General features: G+C 67.6%; 25 protein-coding genes. 10 read left to right on the top strand and 15 right to left on the bottom strand.

From position 1 onward, the window contains the following. On the top strand, positions 1 to 314 hold a 314-nt coding region (locus G524_RS0111410), incomplete at its 5' end, for an IS5/IS1182 family transposase (protein ID WP_027443413.1). Here the strand turns inward: G524_RS0111410 and G524_RS0111405 are convergent. Further along, the gene (locus tag G524_RS0111405; protein WP_051221180.1) at positions 311 to 931 is read right to left on the bottom strand and encodes a TetR/AcrR family transcriptional regulator; all 621 of its coding nucleotides are present in this window, start codon (positions 929 to 931) and stop codon (positions 311 to 313) included. The two genes, G524_RS0111410 and G524_RS0111405, sit on opposite strands and share 4 nt — an antisense overlap. A 90-nt stretch (positions 932 to 1,021) precedes the next feature. Between G524_RS0111405 and G524_RS0111400 the strand changes: the two genes are divergently transcribed. From G524_RS0111400 to G524_RS0111390, 3 genes are all read left to right on the top strand, one after another. Continuing rightward, the gene (locus tag G524_RS0111400; RefSeq protein ID WP_036857858.1) at positions 1,022 to 2,455 is read left to right on the top strand and encodes an efflux transporter outer membrane subunit; all 1,434 of its coding nucleotides are present in this window, start codon (positions 1,022 to 1,024) and stop codon (positions 2,453 to 2,455) included. Further along, a complete protein-coding gene (locus G524_RS0111395; RefSeq protein ID WP_051221179.1) occupies positions 2,452 to 3,591 on the top strand; it encodes an efflux RND transporter periplasmic adaptor subunit in 1,140 nt (379 codons plus the stop codon). Before G524_RS0111400 ends, G524_RS0111395 begins: the two co-directional genes overlap by 4 nt. 67 nt (positions 3,592 to 3,658) lie before the next feature. Continuing rightward, positions 3,659 to 5,152 (top strand): DHA2 family efflux MFS transporter permease subunit, encoded by a 1,494-nt coding sequence (locus tag G524_RS0111390; RefSeq protein WP_245561358.1) that lies wholly within the window; start codon positions 3,659 to 3,661, stop codon positions 5,150 to 5,152. A 356-nt stretch (positions 5,153 to 5,508) separates the two neighbouring features. Here the strand turns inward: G524_RS0111390 and G524_RS15800 are convergent, their stop codons facing one another. The 5 genes from G524_RS15800 to G524_RS15790 form a co-directional block, all read right to left on the bottom strand. Further along, the gene (locus tag G524_RS15800) at positions 5,509 to 6,600 is read right to left on the bottom strand and encodes a hypothetical protein (protein ID WP_036857856.1); all 1,092 of its coding nucleotides are present in this window, start codon (positions 6,598 to 6,600) and stop codon (positions 5,509 to 5,511) included. A 60-nt stretch (positions 6,601 to 6,660) separates the two neighbouring features. After that, a complete protein-coding gene (locus G524_RS15795) occupies positions 6,661 to 8,322 on the bottom strand; it encodes a G8 domain-containing protein (protein WP_156894083.1) in 1,662 nt (553 codons plus the stop codon). A gap of 185 nt (positions 8,323 to 8,507) precedes the next feature. Further along, positions 8,508 to 9,194 carry an ABC transporter ATP-binding protein gene (locus tag G524_RS0111380; protein ID WP_027443823.1) on the bottom strand — a complete coding sequence of 229 codons (687 nt, stop codon included), beginning with the start codon at positions 9,192 to 9,194 and terminating at the stop codon, positions 8,508 to 8,510. Then, positions 9,191 to 10,396 carry an ABC transporter permease gene (locus tag G524_RS0111375; RefSeq protein ID WP_027443822.1) on the bottom strand — a complete coding sequence of 402 codons (1,206 nt, stop codon included), beginning with the start codon at positions 10,394 to 10,396 and terminating at the stop codon, positions 9,191 to 9,193. Before G524_RS0111375 ends, G524_RS0111380 begins: the two co-directional genes overlap by 4 nt. Next, positions 10,393 to 11,535 (bottom strand): phage tail tube protein, encoded by a 1,143-nt coding sequence (locus tag G524_RS15790; RefSeq protein ID WP_211219350.1) that lies wholly within the window; start codon positions 11,533 to 11,535, stop codon positions 10,393 to 10,395. The genes G524_RS0111375 and G524_RS15790 overlap by 4 nt, the downstream gene beginning before the upstream one ends. Before the next feature lie 170 nt (positions 11,536 to 11,705). Between G524_RS15790 and G524_RS0111365 the strand changes: the two genes are divergently transcribed. The 6 genes from G524_RS0111365 to G524_RS0111340 all read left to right on the top strand — a co-directional run bounded on the left by G524_RS0111365 (position 11,706) and on the right by G524_RS0111340 (position 13,840). Next, entirely contained in the window at positions 11,706 to 11,969 is a 264-nt protein-coding gene (locus tag G524_RS0111365; protein WP_036857850.1) for a hypothetical protein, read from the top strand. 19 nt (positions 11,970 to 11,988) lie between these two features. Beyond that, entirely contained in the window at positions 11,989 to 12,204 is a 216-nt protein-coding gene (locus G524_RS0111360) for a hypothetical protein (protein ID WP_027443820.1), read from the top strand. 23 nt (positions 12,205 to 12,227) lie between these two features. Continuing rightward, positions 12,228 to 12,935, top strand: coding sequence for a DUF3489 domain-containing protein (locus G524_RS0111355; RefSeq protein ID WP_036857848.1), 708 nt, complete (start codon positions 12,228 to 12,230; stop codon positions 12,933 to 12,935). Positions 12,936 to 12,938: 3 nt separating this feature from the next. Further along, positions 12,939 to 13,133: a hypothetical protein gene (locus G524_RS0111350; RefSeq protein ID WP_027443818.1), complete on the top strand. Its 195-nt coding sequence runs from the start codon at positions 12,939 to 12,941 to the stop codon at positions 13,131 to 13,133. Between the two features lie 120 nt (positions 13,134 to 13,253). Continuing rightward, a complete protein-coding gene (locus tag G524_RS0111345) occupies positions 13,254 to 13,538 on the top strand; it encodes a type II toxin-antitoxin system RelE/ParE family toxin (RefSeq protein ID WP_027443817.1) in 285 nt (94 codons plus the stop codon). After that, positions 13,538 to 13,840, top strand: coding sequence for a HigA family addiction module antitoxin (locus G524_RS0111340; protein ID WP_027443816.1), 303 nt, complete (start codon positions 13,538 to 13,540; stop codon positions 13,838 to 13,840). The genes G524_RS0111345 and G524_RS0111340 overlap by 1 nt, the downstream gene beginning before the upstream one ends. A 149-nt stretch (positions 13,841 to 13,989) precedes the next feature. Here G524_RS0111340 and G524_RS0111335 read toward each other — a convergent pair whose 3' ends face one another. The 9 genes from G524_RS0111335 to G524_RS15785 all read right to left on the bottom strand — a co-directional run. Continuing rightward, positions 13,990 to 14,421 (bottom strand): hypothetical protein, encoded by a 432-nt coding sequence (locus G524_RS0111335; protein ID WP_027443815.1) that lies wholly within the window; start codon positions 14,419 to 14,421, stop codon positions 13,990 to 13,992. 19 nt (positions 14,422 to 14,440) lie between these two features. Further along, positions 14,441 to 15,082: a DUF6441 family protein gene (locus G524_RS0111330; RefSeq protein ID WP_027443814.1), complete on the bottom strand. Its 642-nt coding sequence runs from the start codon at positions 15,080 to 15,082 to the stop codon at positions 14,441 to 14,443. After that, complete coding sequence (locus G524_RS0111325) at positions 15,079 to 15,393, bottom strand: head-tail joining protein (protein WP_027443813.1); 315 nt, start codon at positions 15,391 to 15,393, stop codon at positions 15,079 to 15,081. Before G524_RS0111325 ends, G524_RS0111330 begins: the two co-directional genes overlap by 4 nt. A 2-nt stretch (positions 15,394 to 15,395) precedes the next feature. Continuing rightward, complete coding sequence (locus tag G524_RS0111320) at positions 15,396 to 16,418, bottom strand: major capsid protein (protein WP_027443812.1); 1,023 nt, start codon at positions 16,416 to 16,418, stop codon at positions 15,396 to 15,398. Between the two features lie 94 nt (positions 16,419 to 16,512). Next, complete coding sequence (locus G524_RS0111315) at positions 16,513 to 16,902, bottom strand: head decoration protein (protein WP_027443811.1); 390 nt, start codon at positions 16,900 to 16,902, stop codon at positions 16,513 to 16,515. A gap of 11 nt (positions 16,903 to 16,913) precedes the next feature. Continuing rightward, the gene (locus G524_RS0111310; protein WP_027443810.1) at positions 16,914 to 18,335 is read right to left on the bottom strand and encodes a S49 family peptidase; all 1,422 of its coding nucleotides are present in this window, start codon (positions 18,333 to 18,335) and stop codon (positions 16,914 to 16,916) included. Between the two features lie 8 nt (positions 18,336 to 18,343). After that, a complete protein-coding gene (locus G524_RS0111305; RefSeq protein WP_027443809.1) occupies positions 18,344 to 19,804 on the bottom strand; it encodes a phage portal protein in 1,461 nt (486 codons plus the stop codon). A 5-nt stretch (positions 19,805 to 19,809) separates the two neighbouring features. Continuing rightward, the gene (locus G524_RS0111300; protein ID WP_027443808.1) at positions 19,810 to 20,022 is read right to left on the bottom strand and encodes a phage head-tail joining protein; all 213 of its coding nucleotides are present in this window, start codon (positions 20,020 to 20,022) and stop codon (positions 19,810 to 19,812) included. Positions 20,023 to 20,032: 10 nt separating this feature from the next. Continuing rightward, the coding region (locus G524_RS15785) for a terminase gpA endonuclease subunit (protein WP_036857846.1) at positions 20,033 to 21,068 on the bottom strand (1,036 nt) is incomplete at its 5' end.

Here is a 21,068-nt window from a genome sequence, read left to right as displayed (position 1 = left end):
ATCCGCTGCTCGAGGCCGTGCCGGAAGGCAGCATCTTCCTCGCCGACAAGGCCTATGACAGCGACGCCATCCGCGACAAGGTCGAGGCGCGCGGCAGCTTCGCCAACATCCCGCCAAAGGCCAACCGCAAGAAGGGCTTCGCCTTCAGCTCCTTCCTCTACCGCTATCGCAACCTGATCGAGCGCTTCTTCGGAAAACTCAAGCACGCCAGAGGCTTGGCCACGCGATACGACAAACGCGCCGACAACTTCCTCGCCGCTGCCAAACTCTTCTCAACTCGCCTATGGATCGCAGCTAATGAGTCCACGGCTTAGTTCGGCCCATAGGCCGCGCAGAATGTGTTGACCGCCGCCTCGACATCTTCCGCGATCATCTGTGCATTGGGCTTGCGTGTGCCTTTCGCCATGAATTCCTGGTAACAACCCGATTGGCACAGTGCGATAAAGTGCTGTGCCGCACGCATGCAATCGGCATCCGATCGGATGCGCCCCAGTTGCTGAAGATCGGCGAAATATTGCGCCACGATGCGCCAGCCGCGGGCCATTCCCTGTTCGTGAAACGCGGCGCCAAGCCCGGCAATCCCATGCGCCTCGGCAGTCACAATACGCCTCAGCGCCGTGATCGGCTCGGACATCAGGGCAGCAAGGAGATGGCGCCCGAACTCACCGAGCGCTTCTTCCAGCGGCCGATCGCGGACCAGCGCGATTTCGATACGTGCGCCATATTCGTCGATGAGATCCTCGGCCACCGCCATGAACAAGGCGGGCTTGCCATGGAAATACGACCATAGGGTGGTTTTCGATCCCCCCGCCCGCGCGGCGATTGCCGACATCGACACCGCCTCATAGCCCTGCGAGAGAAACAGCTCTCGCGCCACCGCAAGAATAGCTGCCCTGCGCGCCGCGCTGCCCTTGTGTCCGTCTTTTCCCACCAAATGATACTATGCAGTATCATTTGTGTTGACAACCGCCTTTCTCGGGTTCAGTTCGCCGCCAATGATACCGGTCAGTACGGCAGGGTGATGATGCGGACTGCGATTTTGGTGATGGGGCTGGTGCTGTCCGGCTGCGCATCGCTGCCACAGCTGGATCCGCCGCCGGCCCTGCGCGATCCGGCAGGACTGGCCGGCGCTGCCGTGCTTGCGGCGGACGAGGGCGATTTCCCGACCGACCGCTGGTGGCTGATGCTGGGCGACCCGGCGCTTGACCAATTGGTGGGGGAGGGTCTTGCCGCGTCTCCCGATCTGGCCGGGGCCGCCGCGCGGGCACGGCGCGCCGCGTCTTTTCAGGATCAGGCGCAGGCCGCACTGCTGCCGACCCTGGCAGCGGAAGCCAACGGCGCCGGGGTGCGGATCAGCCAGAACCAGGGTTTCCCCCCCGGTCTGATCCCTGGCAGCCTGCTGAGCCGGGGCCGGATTGCGGCTCTGGCGGAGTTCGATCTCGATCTGTGGGGCCGCAAACGTTCCGCGCTTGCGGCGGCAACATCTGCCGCGCAAGCGGCGCAGGCCGACATGGCCCAGGCTCGGCTGCTCCTCATCTCGGCGATCGTTGCCGCTTATATCGATCTTGACCAGTTGTTTGCCCGCCGGAGCCTTGCCGAGGCGGCGCTGGACATTGCCCGGCAGGAACAGGCTCTGGTCGCATCGCGCGCAGCGCAGGGGCTTGAGAACAATGCCGCCACAAGCCGCGCGGAGAGTCAGACCAGCCGTGCCGAACTCGAACTTGCGGCCATTGACGAGGCCATTGCCCTTTCCCGCAACGCCCTGGCGGCGCTGGCCGGTGCCGGCCCGGATCGCGGCCTGGCGATTGTCCGGCCAACGCTGGCCGAGCCCCGCTCGCTCGCCTTGCCGGCCAATCTGCCCGTTGATCTGGTCGGCCGGCGGCCCGACCTTGTCGCTGCCCGCCTGCGGGCCGAAAGCGCGGCGGCGGGCATCGGGGCAGCCCGGGCGAACTTCTATCCCGATATCAATCTGGCCGCCCTTGTCGGGCTTGAGGCCATCGGCATCGACAACCTCTTTTCCGGCTCCTCTTTGATTGCCAATGTCGGGCCAGCTTTGCGCCTGCCCCTGTTCGATGGCGGTGCGGCGCGGGCCGGCTATCGTTCGGCCCGGGCAGAATATGACGAGGCCGTCTCCCAATACAATGCGGTGCTGATCGACGCGGTCCGGCAGGTTGCCGATGCGGTGGCAAGCAAGCGCAGCCTGGCCGATCAGATCGGTGCTGCCCGGCGCGCCGCAGATGGGGTGCAGGCCAGCCTTTCCGTGGCAAGCGAGCGCTACGCGGCGGGGCTTGTCGATCGTCGCAGCGTTCTTGCAGCAGAGCGCGAACTGATCGCCGCAAGGGCCGCACTTGTCGCTCTCAACAGTCGCAATCATCAGGCCGATGCCGCGCTTGCCGTCGCTCTTGGCGGCGGGTTCATGGCGGATTCGGCCAGCACATCGGAACCTGAACGATGAACACCTCCGCTTCGCCCGACATGGCCGCCACCCCGGACGATGCGCCGCCGGCCAATCGCCGCAAGACCGCGCTGATCCGTCTTGGCCTCATCATCGCTCTTTGCGCTGCCGCCTGGGCGGGCTGGTATTTCCTGTTCCAGCGTGGGATCGTCAGCACCGATAACGCCTATGTCGGTGCGGAAAGCGCGGTGATTACGCCGCGCATCGCTGCAGCGGTGGTGGAAGTGCAGGTATCAGATACTCAGGAAGTCGCGGTCGGGGACATCCTGGTGCGCCTGGACGATGCGGATGCCCGTGCAGAAGTGGCTGCGGCTGAAGCGGCCCTGCGCCAGGCACGCCAGCGCTTCCAGCAAGCCCAGGCCAACGGCCGCAGCCAGGACGCGCGCGTTGCCGGGGCAGGCGCAGAAGCCTCTCAGGCGCGGGCGCGTCTGGCCTTGGCCGAGGAGGATCTGCGGCGCGCTGATGACGCCCTTGCCCGACGCGAGGGGCTGGCTGCATCGGGGGCTGTGGCCGGTGAGGAACTGGCGCAGGCCCGCACCGCCGCCGCCGTTGCGCGTGCCAATGTCGAAGCTGCGCGCAGCGCGGTTCGGGCGGCCGAAGCGGGGCGCGCGGCGGCTTCGGGCAGCGCCGATGCCATTGCGGTCGTCACCGGGGTGGGCAGCATCGAAGCCGATCCGGATGTGGTTGCCGCGCAGGCACGGCTCGATGCCGCCCGTCTGATGCTGGAGCGCACCATTATCCGGGCGCCAGTCGCGGGGGTGATATCCCAGCGGCAGGTGCAGGTCGGTCAGCAGGTGACGCCCGGCGCGCCGCTCATGCGGATCATCCCGCTTGCGCAGGTCTATGTCGATGCCAATTTCCGGGAAACGCAGCTGCGTGACGTGAAGGTTGGGCAAAGCGTGCGGCTGACATCGGACCTTTACGGCTCGGGCGTCGTGTTTCGCGGCAGGGTTGCCGGGATCGGGGCCGCTTCCGGCGCGGCGACGGCCTTGATTCCGGCACAAAATGCCACGGGCAACTGGGTGAAGGTGGTGCAGCGCATCCCGGTGCGCATAGCGCTCGATCCGGCGGAGCTTACGCAGCACCCGCTTCCCGTTGGCGCCTCGATGGAGGCCGAAATCGATACGAAGGGCTGAGGCGGTGGGTGCGAGCGGCCAATCTGCCGAGTCCGGAGGCGCAACAGAGCCTGGGCCACTGACCGGTGTGGCCCTTTATCTGGCCGCCTTTGCGCTGGCACTTTGCAACTTTGTCGTCGTCCTCGATATCACCATTGCCAATGTTTCGGTGCCGCACATATCGGGCGGGCTTGCCGTTTCGCCGAGCCAGGGCCTGTGGGTGCTCACATCCTATGCCGTGGCCGAGGCGATTACCGTTCCGCTTACCGGCTGGTTGGCCTCCCGGTTCGGGACGGTGCGCATGCTGATACTTTGCGTGGGCGGGTTTGGCCTCGCATCCTTTTTGTGCGGCATATCGACCTCGATCGAGATGCTGGTTATCGCCCGCGTCTTCCAGGGCCTTTCCGGCGGGCCGATCATGCCGTTGACACAGACCATGCTGACCCGCATCTTTCCGCCCGAAAAGGTGCCGATGGCCATGGGTCTGTGGGCTACCACCACGATTGCAGCACCGATCTTCGGGCCGATCCTCGGCGGCTGGCTCAGCGACAACTGGAGCTGGCACTGGATCTTTTTCATCAACCTTCCGGTGAATGGCTTTTGCCTCTTCATCTTCCTGCGCAGCCTTGGCCGTTATGAGACGGTCATTCGCCGGCCCCGCCTCGACAAGGTTGGCCTGGCTTTGCTGATCGTCTGGGTCAGCGCGTTCCAGATGATGTTGGAAACGGGCCGGGAGCATGACTGGTTCAATTCGGATGTGGTCGTCGCAATGGCGATTGCCGCGGCAATCGGCTTTGCCGCTTTTGTGGTCTGGGAGTGGTATGAACCCGATCCGGTAGTCAACATCCGGCTTTTGAAGGATCGAACGCTGGCCGTGTCCACCCTGGCCATATCAGTCGGCTTTGCATCCCTGTTCGCTTCGGTGGTGCTGGTGCCGCTGTGGATGCAGCAGGTGCTGGGCTACACGGCCTCCGATGCCGGTCTTGTCACCGGCTTTCAGGGCGTTCTGGCTATCCTTGTTGCCCCAATTGCGGCCTTGTTGCTGAACCGGGTCGATGTGCGCCTGACGGTCAGCATCGGGGTTTTGTGGCTTGGTTTCACCACCTTGCTGCGGCTTGGCTGGAATACCGATTCCTCGTTCTGGTCGCTCGCGCTTCCGCAACTCCTCCAGGGAATCGGGATGCCCTTCTTCTTCGTCGGGTTGACGGCTCTGTCGATCGCTACCATGCGGCCCGATCAGGTCGCGTCAGCAGCCGGGATCGTCACTTTCAGCCGCACGATGGCCGGAGCCGTCGCGACTGCCTTGGCCTCGACACTCTGGATCGACAACGGACGCATCCAGCGCGCGGAAATGGTGCAGGGCATGAATGATGCGCAGGGCACCACCGGAATGCTGCAAGGCTACGGCCTGAGCCAGGAGCAGAGCTACGCGGTCGTGGAACGCGTGCTCGAAACGCAGGCACTTACCGGATCGGCGTTACATGTGTTTGGGCTCACCTTCGCCTTGTTCATCATTGCGGCGCTTACGATCTGGCTGGCTCCCCGGCCGAAAAAGGCGCTCAATCCCGGTAGCGGGCATTGATGAGGCCGGCCTGATCCTGGGAGGTGAAACGCCGCATTTTCGGTTCCCTTCGCCGGACCGAACTTGTCCGCAGAGCAGCGAACGGTCTCATGCGTCACGCCGTCCCGCATTCGGCGAGCATCCCCTCGACATCGCGCAGGCTCGTCGTGAAGCGGAAATAGGGCCAAGACAGCCAGCCGGATCGTGTCGGGCGGAACCCGGTGGCGCCTGAAGGATATGGGGTAAGTTCTCGCCTCTCTATGCGACGAACGTCAAGCTGCGGAGACACGTCAATGTTTCCCGGACAGCACCGGGCAGGTCATGCTCCGCCAATCGGAGGCGAGCTGCGGTCAGGCTGGCAGCGCCTTGCTGGCCGGTCATCTGCTGACCGTGATGCTGGCTTGCAGATCGGTTGGACGGATAACCGGCAGGAGCGGGGCATCGGCCACAAGCTTGACCCACAGCGTGTCCCCGTCCCGGAAATAGGATGTCGCGTTCGCTGCGCGCAAGGCGTCCATGCTGCCCTGTTCCGTTCCGGAGGCAGCATTGGTGAAACCCGGCAGTTCGAACAGCACCCATGAGCCCTCGTCCATTTCGGCCAGGCTGAGCGTGACTTGCGGCCTTTCGGTCTTGACCTGGATCTCGGTGCCTGCCCGCACCGTGCTCTGGTCGCCGGAGACGCGAAACTCCCTGCCACCCCGAACCAGCGATATGGGGGCCTGCGGGGCACGGCGCGAGAACAGGGCCGTACGCTGCGCCCGGACGAGCGGTGTGTCGGGAGCATTCGGGCCGAGCGAGGCAAGCAGGGCGAAGCGCGCGGTCCGCGATTCCAGATCGACTGCGGCGGGAAGTTCTCCCCTGGCGTCCGAGAGATTGAGGCGGCCGATATCGCCGGTGCACACCGCCGCGTTCCAGGTGGGACGGATGTCGCAGGTGTCGTCGGTGGCGACGCTGTCATTCTCGCCATCGTGGAGCAGGATCTGGGAGCCGGGGATGCCGGTCACCGATCCATCGAGGTCGCGAAACGACAGGGTCCGGTAGGCGTTGCCGCCGCGGTTGTCATTATCGAACCGGGCGTCGAAGGCCGGGAAATAGACCGGCTTGGCGTTAACGAACTGAGCACCGCTGATCGTGCTTCCGGTGCTCAGCCCAGCGCTTGTGAACAGCAGGAAGGACAGTGCTCCGGTCTTGCGTCGGTCATTGTCCTGGAAATTCACGAATGTCGTGTTCACCACATCATCGCGGTAATCATAATATTCGTAGCCGCGAATGGGGAAATCGGGGATCGCCGGCTTCGGCAGGCTGCGGCCATAGGCGCGTTCCTCCGCGGTGCGCGGATTGCCGATATTGGCGGTTTCGCCCACCACCAGCGAGTCTACCAGGCGCGAACTGAAGGGCAGGCTGCCGATGTCGCCAGCGGCCTGCGTCATGCCAATCGCATTGTCCGCAAGTTTCAGGTTGCTGTACACGTAAAGATCGCCCCGACCCCACAAACCACCATTGCGGTTCTTGTAGGCGGTCAGGTTCTCTTAGTGCGTTTCCATCACTTCGCTTTCCAGATCGGTGGGATCTGTGAGGGGCAGCAAGGGGATCGAGGCCAGCCCGAACGTGTTGTCGTGGTCGATGTGCCGGTCGATCAGGAACCCGTCGAAATTGGAATGGGCCACATTGCCCCGGAACGCCCGCAGCGGCGTCCGGCGCGGCCAGGTGTTGCGGCTGATCTCGGTGTCCAGGAAGGCGCCATTGGGGTGCTCGGGTATCGAAAACCAGAAACCGACCTGGTCGGAACCGGCCGCCACATTGTCGATATAGCTGTTGTCCGGGTTGGTGATCCAGAAGGACGCCACGGTGTTGTCCGAAGGGAGCAGGGTGTTGCCGCCGTGGAAGCTGGCCTGCCTGTAGGCCGCCGCATCGGCAAAGCTGGCGTCTCTCTCCCCGTTGGCGGCAAGGTTGGTGGGCACGCAATCCAGCGTGGGGTGACACTTGGTCTGGATCGCCACGTTCCTGATGAAGGCGTTGCCCGTCTCGATCCCGTCTTCCATGAAGAAGCAATGGCCCACGGTGTTGTAGGTCACATTGTTCTCCACGCGCAGATTGTTGGTGCCGTGCACCGTTACGCAGCGGTTGAAGGTGTCGTGGATGGATGAGTTGCGCACATACTGGCCCTGGCCTTCGCCAAGCAGGTGCCAGTGGATCGGATAGCGCGCCAGCGTGAGGTGCTGGCCCATCCGGTTGAGCTCGACACCGTCCACGAACAGCCGCGAGCCCGCCATCGCCATGATGTGCCCGCCGAAATAGCTCTCGCTGGCATCCTCGGATGCCTCGATGCGGATATTGCGCGTCAGATTGGCAACCTCTCCCCGCTCGTCCACGCCAAAGGTGATCTCGCCGAAATGCATGTATTCCAGCGGCTCGGCAAAATGCAGCGTGTTGCCGCGCACCGCCGTGATCGTGCGCCGTTCGGCCTGGCGCGGGTCGAAATCGGTCGAGGCAAGGACGATTTCGTCACCCACGTGCCAGCCGCTTGCGTCCAGTACCTCGATCGCGGTCGCCCCGGCTGCGGCAGTGACGGCCAGCTTGGACCAGCTGTGGCTGCGGTTGCCATGCAGGCTCAGCGTCCCGCGCAGCAGGATGATCCCCCGGTCACCCATCGTGTTGATGTCCTCGCCCTTCACCTCGTCGGTCAGGGTGATGGTGGCGTTGTGGGTATAGGGCCGGGCCTCGGTGCCGATCTCCAGTTCGCCCCCGGCAACATAGATCCATTCGGTAGTCAGATTGAGGTCGCGATCGTCGGCAAAGCGCAGGGCGCCCTGCACGGTCAGGCTGCGCAGCGCGGGCGGGCTGACATCCAGCGTCATGTCCACATCGCGCGCAATGGTCACCGCATCGCCGGCGCGCGGCACGCGGCCATCGGGCCATGCGGCCGGATCGGACCAGCGCGCTGCCCGCCGTGCTGCCGGCGCGCCATCGACCGGCATCTCCATGCCTGTGTGGGACGCGTGATCATGCTGGGCCAAAGCGGCAGATCCTGTCCCCAGCAGGGCTGCGATCGCCAAAAGCACGGCGAATTTGGGCAAGCAAGACTGCAGCCGCATGGCCATTTCCCCTCCCGCAGGCTCCCAGTCCTGCACCTGTAATTTTTTCCAAGCTTGCCGCGCGGAAGCCGGTTTGCCAAGCGCATATGCGTTCACCGCGCATGCCAGTGCGAACACCGCCTATGGGGTGGGCCTATGCTACCTGGAACCGGATAGCGAGCGCCATGACCGGCACCGGCTGCAGCACAGGCACGGTGACGCTGCGCCTTGGCCTGCCCCGGCGAAGGCCGATGATCCGACGGTCGCGCTGGCTGGCAATGGTGGCGGCAAGGCAACGAAGTTCAGGACCGCACGATCCGCCCGTCGAGCAATTCGATCCGGCGCGGGCATTGGCCGGCAATATGCTCGTCATGGGTGGAAATCAGGAAGCTGGTTGCCAGCGTCTGGTTGATCGAACGGATGAGCTGCATCACCTGGTCTGCCGCTTGCCGGTCCAGATTGCCCGTCGGCTCATCGGCCAGCACCAGCACCGGCTGGTTGATCAGCGCGCGGGCCACGGCCACGCGCTGGCGCTGCCCGCCGGAGAGGGCGCCGGGGCGGTAGTCGCGCCGGTCGGCAAGGCCCACCGCGTCGAGCAGTTCGGCGGCGCGCTCCCGCATGGCGCGGCTCTCGCGCCCGGCCGCGGCGGCGGCGGGCATCATGACGTTTTCCAGCGCGGTCAGATCGGGCAGAAGGTGGTGGAACTGGAACACGAAGCCCAGATGCCGGCTGCGAAACGCGGTGCGCTCGGCATCGCTGGCCTGCATCAGGTCGACGCCCAGCATCTCGTGGCGGCCGCCGCTGGCGCGCATCAGCGTGCCCAGAATGGTGAGCAGCGTGCTTTTGCCCGAACCCGACGGGCCCAGCAGCGCGGCCATTTCGCCGGGGGCCATCGTCAGGTCGATGCCTTTCAGCACCTTTGCCTGCGCCTCTCCCTCGCCAAAGACCTTGGTGAGATCGCGCACGGAAAGGATCGGTTCGGCGCTCACGATCCGATCGCCTCCACCGGGTCGATCCGCGCCGCGCGGCGGGCGGGCAGGATCGAGGCCAGCGCGGCGGCGAGCGTGGTCAGTGCAATCGCCAGCAGGAAATCGCCCTGCGCCTGGTCGATCGGCAAGCCGCCGCTCTCCACTTCGCTGACGGGCGGCAGGGGCAGCAGCACCAGCCAGGCCACCAGCGCGCCCACGACCGCGCCGATAAAGCCGATCAGCGTCCCTTCCAGCACGAAGATCGACACGACCAGCCGCTTGCTGGCGCCCATTGCGCGCATGATGCCGATTTCCGCCTGCCGCCGCACGATCGACAGTAGCATGGCGCTGGCAATGCCGACCACGATGGTGATCAGCGCAAAGGCCTTGATGATGGTGCCGGTGCGCGCCTGCGCGTCCAGCCCTTCGAACAGCTGGCTGTTGTCCTCGGTCCACGCGGTAGTCTTGAGGCCTGTCGAGCGGCGCAGCCGCGCGGCGATGGCGGCGGCGTCCGTGGCGGGTTCCACCTTGATCTCGATCCGCGAAATGCCCGTGGGCAGGTCGAACAGCGCGCGCGCCGTGGTGAAATCCATATAGACCGCCTGCCGATCGGCGCTGGCGACGCCCAGCGTGAAGATGCCGCTGATGCGGAAACTGCGCGCCCGCCCGCGCTCGGATGTCAGGCGCAGCACCTGCCCGGTGCGCAGGCCCAGATCGCCCGCCAACCGGCTGCCGATCAGTATGCCGTCGGTCGGCAAATTGCTGCTGCCATCAACAATGGCGCCCTCGATATCGGCAATGTCGGACAGCTTGCCCGGCATCACCCCGATCACGCCCACCGGCGCCAGCGCCTGTCCGCGTTCGACATAGGCCGAACCACGGATCTGCGGCGAGACGGCGGTGACGCCTGCTTCCGCCTCGATGATCGGCACGACCGGTTGCCAGATGGCGATTTGCTGGCGGCGGCTGAGGTCCTTCTGCAAGACCACCTGCGCACCCGATTGCGGGGCCAGGACAGCGGGATCGCGGTCGGGCATTTCCAGCACGATATGCGGGATGCTGCCCACCGTGCGCAGCGTCAGCAAGGTGGCAAGGCCGCCGATCAGCGCGCTCATGAAGATGAACACGCCCACGCCCAGCGCCACGCCCGACATCAGCAGCGCCGACTGCCCCGGATGAGACAGCAGATGCCGGAAGGCGAGCTTGACGGCGTAGGGGCTCATCCCTGGGGCGCTGTCCGCACCTTGACCTGTTCGCCCGGCTGGGCGGTATCGGGATCGGCCAGGATGTGCTCGCCCGCCTGCAGGCCGCTGGTGACGATCACGCTTTCGGCGGGCCAGTCGACGAAGCTGATCGCGCGTTCGATCACAATGCCATCGGCGGGGACGACGCGCACGCGCGCCTCGCCGCCGGACTGGATGATGGCGCTGCGCGGCACGCTGATGGCGCTCTCGCGCTGCTCGATCACCAGATTGACCGTCACGGTGAGGCCGGAGGGCGCGTCTACCGCCGCATCGGCCAGGCTGAGGCGGACATCGCGCGCACCCGTGGCCGGGTCAACGCGCTCCTCGCCCTGCGCCACCAGCTGCAGGCGGGCATTGGCCGGGCCGTCCTGGCCGAGCTCGAACTCGATGCTTTCGGCCATGGTGCCGAGATGGCGGAAGAACACCGGGGTGGTGAGCTTGGGATGGCCGATCTCGATCGTGTGGCTCGGGATCTCGTCGGCCCCGCTCTGCCAGAGGTGCTCATGCCCGCCACCGGTGAGCCGCGGACCCGAGGGCGAAGCATGCGAGGCGGCGATGGTGAAGGCATTGCCAGAAGGCCCGGCCGTATCGAAGACGATCTCGAGCCGCTGGGTGCTGGCCGGACGGCTGTAGGTGCACTTGCTGATCTCGGGATTGGCCGAGGCGTTGAGATTGGTGACCAGCTGGTCGATGGTCTGGGTCACGGTCGCCTGGATCTGGGTCTGCAGCGCCCCCGGCGTGCCGGTGACGAAGGTCCACACCACCCCGTTGAGCGTGATCGTCTGCCCCGCGGCAGGGTTGGCGGCGAAGGTGATCGATCCGCGCGCGGCCACATTGCTGGTGACGGGCAGGCCGAACAGCGCGGTCAGCCAGAAGCCGGTGCCGCGCAGGTCGATCGGCACATCGATCTGCCCCTCGTCGGTGACGAGGCCGCGCCAGGGATCCTGCGCATTGCGCCCGCGCCCGAGCAGCGGATCCTCGCCGAGCGGCTGCATCGCGGACAGGTCGGTCGAGCGGAAGTCGAGGCTGCGCCAGCCGCTCGATGGCATCACGCCATAGCTGGTCTCGCGGGCGATCTTCAGCGTCGCGTCCGCGCCATAGGCACGCAGTTTGGGCATGGGTCATCTCCGGCAGGACTGGGGGACGGGAATGCCGCGCGGGCCATGCGCGCGCGGGACAGGATTATTGTTCCAAATCATGTGCTTGGTGAGTTGATAAGCAGCGCGGACAGAGCGAACAGGATGACACGCCGCGAGTTGCGGACGTGCATCGCAAGGGAGACCAAGCCATGAGCCAGACCACCACCGCCCGCCATGAGGCCCGCGCCGACGGGGGGTGCGCCGACGGGGCCCGCCGCAATCAGCAACAGGCCCTTTCCGCCTTCATCGCCGTCAAGGCCGAGATCGACACGCTGCTGGGCCAGCTGCGGGCGCTGAGCGACGAGCACTTCCATGCCGCGCCCGAGAGCGTGAACTGGGCCCATGTCGGCAGCATCGCCCACGCCCGCAACCAGCTGCGCGAGGTCGCCCGCTTCCTCGGGATCGAAGGCTGAGAGGCAGGGAGACCAAGCCATGCCCCGCTATGTGGTCACAATCGAAAGCCGTCGCCGCAGCCGCGAGCTTGCGGCTTTCAGCGACCATATCGACGCGCGACGTGCGCTGCATGAGGCGCTCGAAGCAGCGTCCGCCTCGTCGCGCCGCACCATCCACGGTCGGGTGACCGACAGCCAGACCGGGGACGTCATCACCCATGGCCGGGCATGGAATGGCTGGGTCGGGTTCATCTGACAGGACAGGGAAGGAACAGCATCATGAAACTCTCCGACACGCAGCTCGTGGTGCTCGCCGCAGCCGCGCAGCGCGAGGATGGCAATCTCCTGCCGCTCCCCGCCAGCCTTTCCGGCGGCCTGCGCGCGCGCAACGCCGCGCGGGTGGTGGAAGCGCTCAAGCGTCGCGGGCTGATCGCCGAGACCGTCACCAAGAGCTGGGCCAAGGCGGATCCTGCGTGCAACGCCTTCTGGCGCAACGACGAGGACGGCCGCGCCACCCTGCTCCACATCACCCACGCAGGCCTTGCCGCGATCGGGATCGCGCCGGAACCGGAACCGGATGGCCCGCCGAAGACCAGCGCCGCGCCCGATGCCGCAGCGCCAACGGCGACTGGCTGTCCGCACTGCGATGGTGCGGGCCGCCACCGGCATCAGGCCGGCACCGAGCTGGAGCACACCACCCGCTGCCATGTGTGCGATCCCGAACCGGAGACCGCAACGGTCAACGCCCCGCCTGCCGCTGCGCCGCCGCGCCGCGTTCGCCAAGGCACCAAGCAGGCCGCGCTCATCGCCATGCTCGAGGCGCCCGAAGGCGCCAGCGTGGCCGAGATCAGCGCCGCGCTGGGCTGGCAGCCCCACACCGTGCGCGCCGCGCTCTCCCATGCGCTCCCCCGCCGCCTCGGCCTTGCCGTCTCCTCGCAGAAGGAGGAGGGCCGGGGCCGGGTCTATCGTCTGGCAGCGGCAGGCTGAGCCATGGCCAAGGCCAAGCTGCACGACCGTCTGCTCGCCGCTCTCCTCGCCGCGGGCGAGCGCCGTGTGCCCGAAGCGGCCACGCAGCGCACCACCGTGCCCACCTGCAGCCATCCCAAGGCGCCGCAGGGCTGGCACTACCACGTCGGCCACGCCGGGGCCCTGCGCGTCGGTCCCACCGCCAGCGCCAGCCGCTAGGGCGAGCGAGACGCTCAGGGAGACGCTGCTCGGGATCGTGCGGCTGAAGCAGGTGGACTCCGACGGGCTGACTCGACAAGCCTGACTTGACATGTCAAGCAAGGCTTGACAGGGTGGGTCATGGAGATCGAAAGCATCGTCCACAAGGGCCTTCGCCGTTTTTTCGAGACGGGCGATCCCAAGGGCCTTGTCGGCGATGTCGCGCGGATCCGGCGGATGCTCGCCTTCATCGATGCTGCGGCAAGCTTCGAAGAACTGGCGCTTCCGCCCAATTTCGGGTTGCATCCGCTCAGCGGCGACAAGGCCGGACGCTGGGCCATGAGCGTGACCCGCAACTGGCGGCTGACCTTTGTGAAGCGCGATGCCTACACCATCGCCGAAGTCGATCTGGAGGATTACCACTGATGGCGCTTTCCATGCATCCCTCCTTGGCGGTTCATCCCGGCGAATGGCTGCGGCACGAGGTGCTCACGCCTTACGGGGTGAGCATCAATCGGCTGGCGCGCAGCTTCCATGTCTCGCGCCAGGCGCTGAGCAGCCTGCTCAACGGGCGGGCCGCGCTGTCGGCCGAGATGGCGATCCGCTTCGAGAAGGCCTTCGGTATCCGGGCCGAGACGCTCATGCGCATGCAGACGGCTCACGACATGGCGCGTGCCCGCGCACGGGCCGACGAGATCGTGGTCGAGGACCTGCGCCCCGCGGCCTGATCGCTCATGGACGTTGCCGGGACATTGCCTTATGACGCCGCCGCACCTCCGGTGGTTTCGACCGCTGGGCGCGGGGCCTCTTCGGGAGGCCCCTGCTTTTCGGGCCTCATGACGCGCCCATTCTGCCCAATTGCCTGACCGTCTGCCGCTCAGCCGCCGAGCGGATCGCTGACCAGATATTCGGCGGTCAGCACGATCCTCGCGCTGAGCAGCGGTGCGGCGCCCTCGATGGCCAGCACGCCGATCTCCGGGGCGGAGGGGACGAGCGTCTCGGCCAGCCCGCCGAGCGTCTCGTCTGCCGTGAGCGCGGCGCCGATCGCGCCAAGCAGGGCATCGAGCCCCGCCTCGCCGCCGCCACCGGCAGGCTGGGACATATAGGCCTCGAGCTCGATGCGGTGGCGGTACCATTCGCGCCGCGGGTTCAGCGTCACCTCGGGCTCGCCGGGCTCGCCGTCGCGCAGGATGACGAGCCCCTCTGCCGGCACCTTCTCCGGTAGTGCGGCATTGCGCCGCACCGGCGCTGACAGCCGAGCGCCGAGCTGCGCGGCGAGCGCGGCAAGGATGGCCTCCCGCTTCGACATGGCATCTTCCCGATCGTCGTCAGTTCCAGCGCCGCACGATGCGGTCCTCGAGCCGGGCGATCCAGCGCTCGGCCGCGCCGCCCACATCGAGCCGTTTGCTGAGGCGCACCTGCGGCACCAGCACGAACAGCACCACGCTCACCAGTCCGTGACCGGTGCGCATCGCCGTAGTACTCGCGCGGGCATAGCCGCCGCGCCGGCCGCTGCGCGCGCGCAGGTTCTCGCCGACCAGCAGCGCCGGCCGGCCCGCTCGTCCCGGCACGAGGCGCAACGCCGAGCCCATGCGCTGCTCCCACAGCTGCGGCGTGAGCCGCCGGTCACCGGCGCGCATGGAGAGCGCCGCCTCGGTCGGGATGGCAAGGAAGGTGCCGCCACGCGCGCGAATCAGTGCGCCCTCGGCATGGCCGCGGATGATCGCCGGCGCCTTCGACCAGACCAGTCCCGCCGCCCCGAGGCTCGCCTCGCCGCTCGGCCAGACCTGCGAGCGCCAGGTGCGGGAAAGGCGCGCTCCCAGCCCCGCGCCGGTCACCTGCGCGCGCAGCTCGCCCTTGAGCCCGGCGGTCGCCTCGGTGACAGCCCCGCTCACCGCCTGCTCGGCCGCAGCCACCTCTTCGGCCATGATCTGCCTGAGATCGCCGATGGTGGTGAGCGCGAGCCTCATGAGGGGGCCAGCTCCGCCGTCCAGACGAGGCGCTCGGCATCGCCCAGCGGCTCGCCCTGGACGATCCAGTCCTGGCCTGCGACCGCGATGACATCGCCTGGTTCCAGCACTGGCACCTCGGCCATGCGCAGATCGGCGAGCGCGGTTGCGGCGTGAAGGCGGGTCTCGCCCCAGTCGGCCACCCGGTCCGGTCGGCGCAGCACCACGCGCACCGGGACGGGCGGGCCGCTGCCGCCGGCACGCCAGAGGCCATCGCGGGCAAGGTTCGGGTCGGCAAAGAGGTCGTCAATCGCCTCGGCGAAGATGCTCATGGTCAGTTACTGGAGAAGATGCGCACCGCGAGCCGCGGACGCTTGTTGACCGGCAGGATCGACGCTTCGGTCTTGACCTCGATGGCGCTGCCGTCGAGCCGTGCAATCTGCCGCGCGTAGATCGGCAGGCCGACCGTGTTGACCGTCTCGATCAGGTTGGCCGGCGCGCCGTAGGTGACGAAGGTGTCGAGCGTGCCGAGCGGGAAGGCGATGCCCTCGCCCGCCGGGATCAGCGTCTCGGTGGCGCCGGTCGAGAGCGTGACGGTGGCGTTGTACTCCTCGAACACGATCCCGGCGAAAGGGAAGCGCCGGCGCGTGTCCTCGCGCAGCGGCTGCGCGCCGGTCGAGGAATAGTACTTGTAGGCCTCCTCGACCTTGGCGTGGCCAATCAGCTTGTCGAAGAACTCCGGGCTCACCAGCGCCAGCACGCCGGTCATGGTCTCGCCCTTGAGCTCGGTCTCGACCTTCCTGAGCACATCGCGCACCTTGCCCTGGACCTGGGTCCCGGCGGTGCCGAGCACGAAGTCGGTCTCCTGCTGCGTGAGCCCGAACTCGGTGAAGTAGTTGTAGAGCCTGGCGCCGGCGCCGTCCTTGACGATGCCCCTGAGCGCATTGACCTCCATGTACTCCCGCGTCTGGGCGTGCTTCACGCGCATGCGGGTGAGCTTGCGCTCCATGACGGTGGCGAGCGGATCGGCGGCGTCGGCCACACCGAAGCCGCGCACGCCCTGGATGTCCTGGGGCGTAATCACATCGTCGTGCGGGATCCAGGGCACGGTTAGTGAGCGCATCGAGCGCGTGTCGCGGTTTGCCACAGTGGCCGGGCCGCCGAGCGGCACGGTCGGCAGGAGGTTCAGCACGCCCTCGGCCTGCTCGATGACGACGGAGCGCTGGGTCACGCCCTCGAAGCGGAACAGGCCCATCTGCCCGAGGCGGGTATAGACGTTGGGCAGGATGTTGATGGCCTGGGTCATCTCGGCGAGCGAGTAGCCGCCCGCGTCGAACGGGTTGATCATGGCGACCATGGGGTCGGGTCTCCTTGGGCTGGAACGGGCATGAAAAAAGCCCCGAGGCGGAAGCCTTGGAGCCGGTCAGAGAGTCAGAGGGGAAACGTGAAGATCAGGCGGTGTCGCGCGGCACGATGCCCGCAGAACTCAGTTCGGCGTGCTTGACGGCCGCCTTGGCCGCGTCATCGACGGAGGCGTCGAAGACGAGCGCCGCCCTGGACACGATCGCGGGCCCGCGGGCGATGACGAGGCCGGTCCTGTCACCGGCCGTGGCGTCGACCGCCTCGGTCAGAACGGCGCTTGCGACTTCCGCGCCCTCGTCACCGACAACCTGGGCCGCCGGCGAGAGCCGGTACTTGCCCGAAGCGGTGATCCGCCCGAGCACGGAACCGAGTGCATAGCTCGTTCCGGCCTTGAGCGTGACGGTCTCGCGGCAGTAGCTCGCATTGAGCTCATACTTGAGAAGATCGCCCAGCGTGGGCGGCATGGTCAGCGCGGGCATGGATCACCTCCTCATGCGTTGCGGTTGGTGGTCGCGGCGCGCTCTCGCGCACGGCGGACGATGGGGCTGTCGCCGCCGTTCGATGCCGGCGAACCGGCCGGTGACGGCGCCACGGCGACGACAGAGCTCGCCTCAGCGCGTGCCGCGAGGGCGTCAAGGATGGAGCTTCGCAGCGCATGCGGCGCCACTCCATTCGCCATGGCGTCGGCGGCGTCGATGGCGACGCCCAGCCGGGCGCCTTGGGCGGCGATCGCGGCGATCTCGGCATATTCGGCCCGGAGCCGCTCGGCTGCAGCCTCAGCCGGGGCTTCGGGCGAAGCCGGTGCGGAGACGGGAGCCGCCGGTGCAGGTTCCGGTGCCTGGCCGTCGTCCACCTGGGATTCCGGAGGATTGGAGGCGGGCGCATCCGTCTCGATGTTGGCGGCTGTATCGTTCGCCACTTCGGTATCGGTGGTCATGTCGAGCTTGCTCCTTGGAGGTTGAACGGCAGAGGTGCGCCGCTGGGCGCCTGCCTTCGCCGGGGCGAGACCCCGGCTTCGGACCGGTCGATCGAGCGTCGCGGCGAGGTCGGCGAGGGCCTGGTCGACGCTGCCCAAGCGGTCCGCGAAACCGATGTCGATACCGCGCCGGCCGCGATAGATGGCAGCCTGTGTTGCGCGGACCGCGTCCGGGCTCATGTTCCGGTTGCGCGCGATGAGCGCGACGAGTTCGTCATGCAGCGCATCGACATCGGCCTGGATGTCGGCGAAGGCCTCAGGCGAGAGCGGCTCGTGGAGATTGCCATCGACCTTCTTCGCGCCCGCGTGGATGAGCGTCCACTTGAGGCCGGCCATCGCGTCGGCGGCGCTCTCGTCGACATGGATGGCGACGACGCCGACCGAGCCGACCTCACCGGTGCGGGTAACGTAGAGACGGTCGGCGGCGCTCGCGATGGCGAAGGCGGCCGACAGCGCGCTTTCGCTCGCCACCGCCCAGAGCGGCTTCTGCGCGGCTTCGCGCAGGGACACGAGGCGATCGACCAGATCGAACAGACCGCCGACCTCGCCGCCCGGCGAGTCGAGCTCGAGCAGCACGGCGCGGGCCGAGGGCTCCGCGAAGGCCGCCGCGACGGCGCTGCCGATCGCGCCATAGTCGGTCGCGCCGAAGAGCGCCGTCAGCCAGTCGCCCCGGCCCACCAGCGGTCCGAGCACCGGCACCACGGCGATGCCGCTCTCGGTCACCGTGAAGCCACGCGATGCCGCCCGATCGGCGTCGGGGAGGATCGGCGTGATTGCAGATCGCGCATGGACGGTCAGATCGGCGGCGAGCAGTCCGTCGAGCGCGCCCCGCGCCGGCGAAGCCTGCGCGGCCAGTTCAATGGCGCGCAAGGCGCGCGGCGCGATCGCCAGCGGTCCGCGGACAAGCCGGGCCAGCACAGGAAGGTATGATCTCATGGGAGTCCTCAATCGGCAGCTGGTGCGCTTGCCGGCTGTTCCGTATCGGCCAGAACCGGATCGGTGCGCGCGCCGGAGAACGCGAGCCCGAGCTGGCGCTCTCGCGCACGGTCCGCAGCGATCTCGGCGTCGACCTGGTCGGCGTCATAGCCGCGCTCGGCGAGCGCCTGGGTGCGGCTCTTGAGCCCCGCCTCGATCTGCTCGATCTCGGCGCGGGCATCCTTCAGCGGATCGACCCAGTCCCATTTGGGCGGCAGCCAGGAACAGGCAATGTGGTCACGGCGGCGCGCCTCGTAATCGGGAAGGTCGAGAGTGCCGGCCATGACCGCCGTATCCATCCAGCGCGCCCAGACGCGCCGACAGATCTGCCAGACCATGACCGAATGCTGATAGGCCTCGATGCGGCGGCGGAACTCGAGGAGCGCGAGGCGCGAGTTCGAGTAGTTCGCCTTCAACATGTCGTTCGACAGATATGCGTACGGAATGCCGAGCGCCGCCGAGACCTGCAGGAGCGTGCGGTACTGGAACGGCTCGTAGGTCTGCCCGACATCCGCCGGCGCCGAGGTCTGCACCTCCTCGCCCGGCTCCAGCATCACGATCTGGCCGGGCTGCAGATCCATCGTCCGCTCGCCGCTCTCGTCGCTCTCGGCGATGTCAAAGGGCTCGGCCGGTGCCGGCGTGGTGATGAAGAGCGCATGCATCGCCGCGACCTTCTTCCGGTCGAGCTCGGCATCGTCGTACTGGTCGAGCAGGAACAGCTTGACGATCCCCGGCGCGAAGCGGGACACGCCCCGGAGCTGCCCGGCATCCACCGGATCGATCACGTGGATGATCTCGGACGCAGGAACACGAACGGTCTCGCCGGAGAGGCCCGGATCGGTCACGTCGCCCGGATGGCGGCGCAGGAAGTGGTAAGCGACGCGCCTTCCGATGCGATCGAACTCGATGCCCTGGCGGATGACGTTGCCGCCCGCGATCTGCTCGTTCCTCGTGAGCGGCAGCATCTCCGACGGGATCATCTGCAGCTGCAGCGGCACCACGAGCCCGTCCTCGGGACGGCGTGGGCGGAAGCGGAGGAACACCTCGCCGGCGATGAACACCTCGCGCGCGGCGCGCCGCTGCTGACCGTAGAAATCGGTGAACCCCTCCGCATCGCTGTCGTCGGTCCAGTCGAGCCAGAGCCGCTGCACGCGCGCCTTGAGATCGGCATCGGTGATCAGCGACGACGGCTTGATGCCGTCGCCCACCACATTGCCGGCCCAGCTCTCGATCGCGTTCGCCGCATAGCCGTTGTTGCGCACGAGCCAGCGGGCGCGCGCGGTGATGTCGGCGCCGGCGGCGGCGATCAGCGTGTTGAGATGCGCCCGGCTCGGCTGGAAGTGCCGGAGCCGCCGGCTCGCCTCGCCCGCCTCGAAGCCGCCAATGAAGGCGCCGACCTGCCGGCGCCAGCGCCGCATCGTGCCGAACATGCCGCTCACAGTCCCTTGCTCGCCGCGGTGCGCACGATGCGTCGGCGGGCGCCCGCCTTGGTCTCCGCGATGCGACGCTCGAGGTCGGCGAGCGCGGCGGCCATCTCGGCATCGGTCGCATAGGTGATGCGGCGCCCCTCGATCTCGACGGTGCGCACGCCGCGCCAACGGGCGGCGAGCAGCGCATCGCGGCGCGCGATCATGTCCTCAAGCGTCATGGTCCTGGTCTCAAACGAGATAGCTGGGCGTGATCACCCGTCGGCCGCGCCGGGCTGGCGCGCGTCGCACCAGACCCGCGGAGGCGATCCCTGGCGTGCCGTGGTGAGAACCAGCAGTCTCTGGCGCCACCGGGGCACACCGATCGAGCGAACCCACCTGGCCTTCGAGATCGCGCCACCGGGCTTCCCCCCAGCGGTCGGCGCCGGCGATCCAGGCGGCAGCGCGGGCGTAGACCCGGCAGTCGAGCGCCTCGTTCCTCTCGCGCAGCTTCTGCCATTCGAGCCGGGCAAAGCCGCGCCGGTTGCGCACGGTGACCAGCTGCTCGGCGGTGAGCTGGCGCAGCCACTCGCTCTCGATCCAGTCGGGCAGATGGATCGTGCCCGGCGGGAAGCCGGCGCCGGCCGCGCGCTCCTCGGCAGTCGGGCGCGCGAGCCGCAGGAAGCGGTAGGTCTCGGCCTTGAAGCTCGAGACCGCGACGGTCCACAGCCGCGCGCCGCGCCGCAGGCGCCGCCCGTTCTCGGTGGCATCGACATAGGTGGGCCCCGAGACCGGGCTGGAGCGGTTGAACCCCTCCACCCCCTTGACGGCGGCGACCTGGGCAAAGCCGACGCTGCGCGCCCAGGCATAGACCGCCGGGGCCTCGTAGCCCGTGTCGATCGCGAGCCGGGCGATGCGCAGCTGCGCGCCGTGCTCGTGCGGCCAGGGGCGGTCGAGGAGCGCGCTCAGCCGCTCCCAGGCTTCCTGCCGGTCCGGCCCGCCCTCGATGACGATATGATCAACGAGCCAGCTTTCGAGGCCGCGGCCCCAGGCCCAGACATCGACCTCGATGCGGTCCTTCTGCACGTCGGACCCAGCGGTCAGGAACAGCCCGCCCGCGGGCACGGTGCCGGCCGGCCAGCTTTCCCTGCGATCGTAGAGCCGCTGCCAGTCGGGCGCCTCGCCGCTCTCGACCCAGGTCTCGCCCAGCACGGTGTTGCGAAACACCTTGATCGCCTCGTCAGCGCCCTGTGCCGCCTCCCAGCTGCGCGCGATCCGCGCCCAGCTC

This window comes from Erythrobacter cryptus DSM 12079, assembly GCF_000422985.1.
Classification (GTDB): domain Bacteria; phylum Pseudomonadota; class Alphaproteobacteria; order Sphingomonadales; family Sphingomonadaceae; genus Erythrobacter; species Erythrobacter cryptus.
Note: the sequence above shows the minus strand (reverse complement) of the source record. Positions and strands in the feature narration are given on the sequence as shown.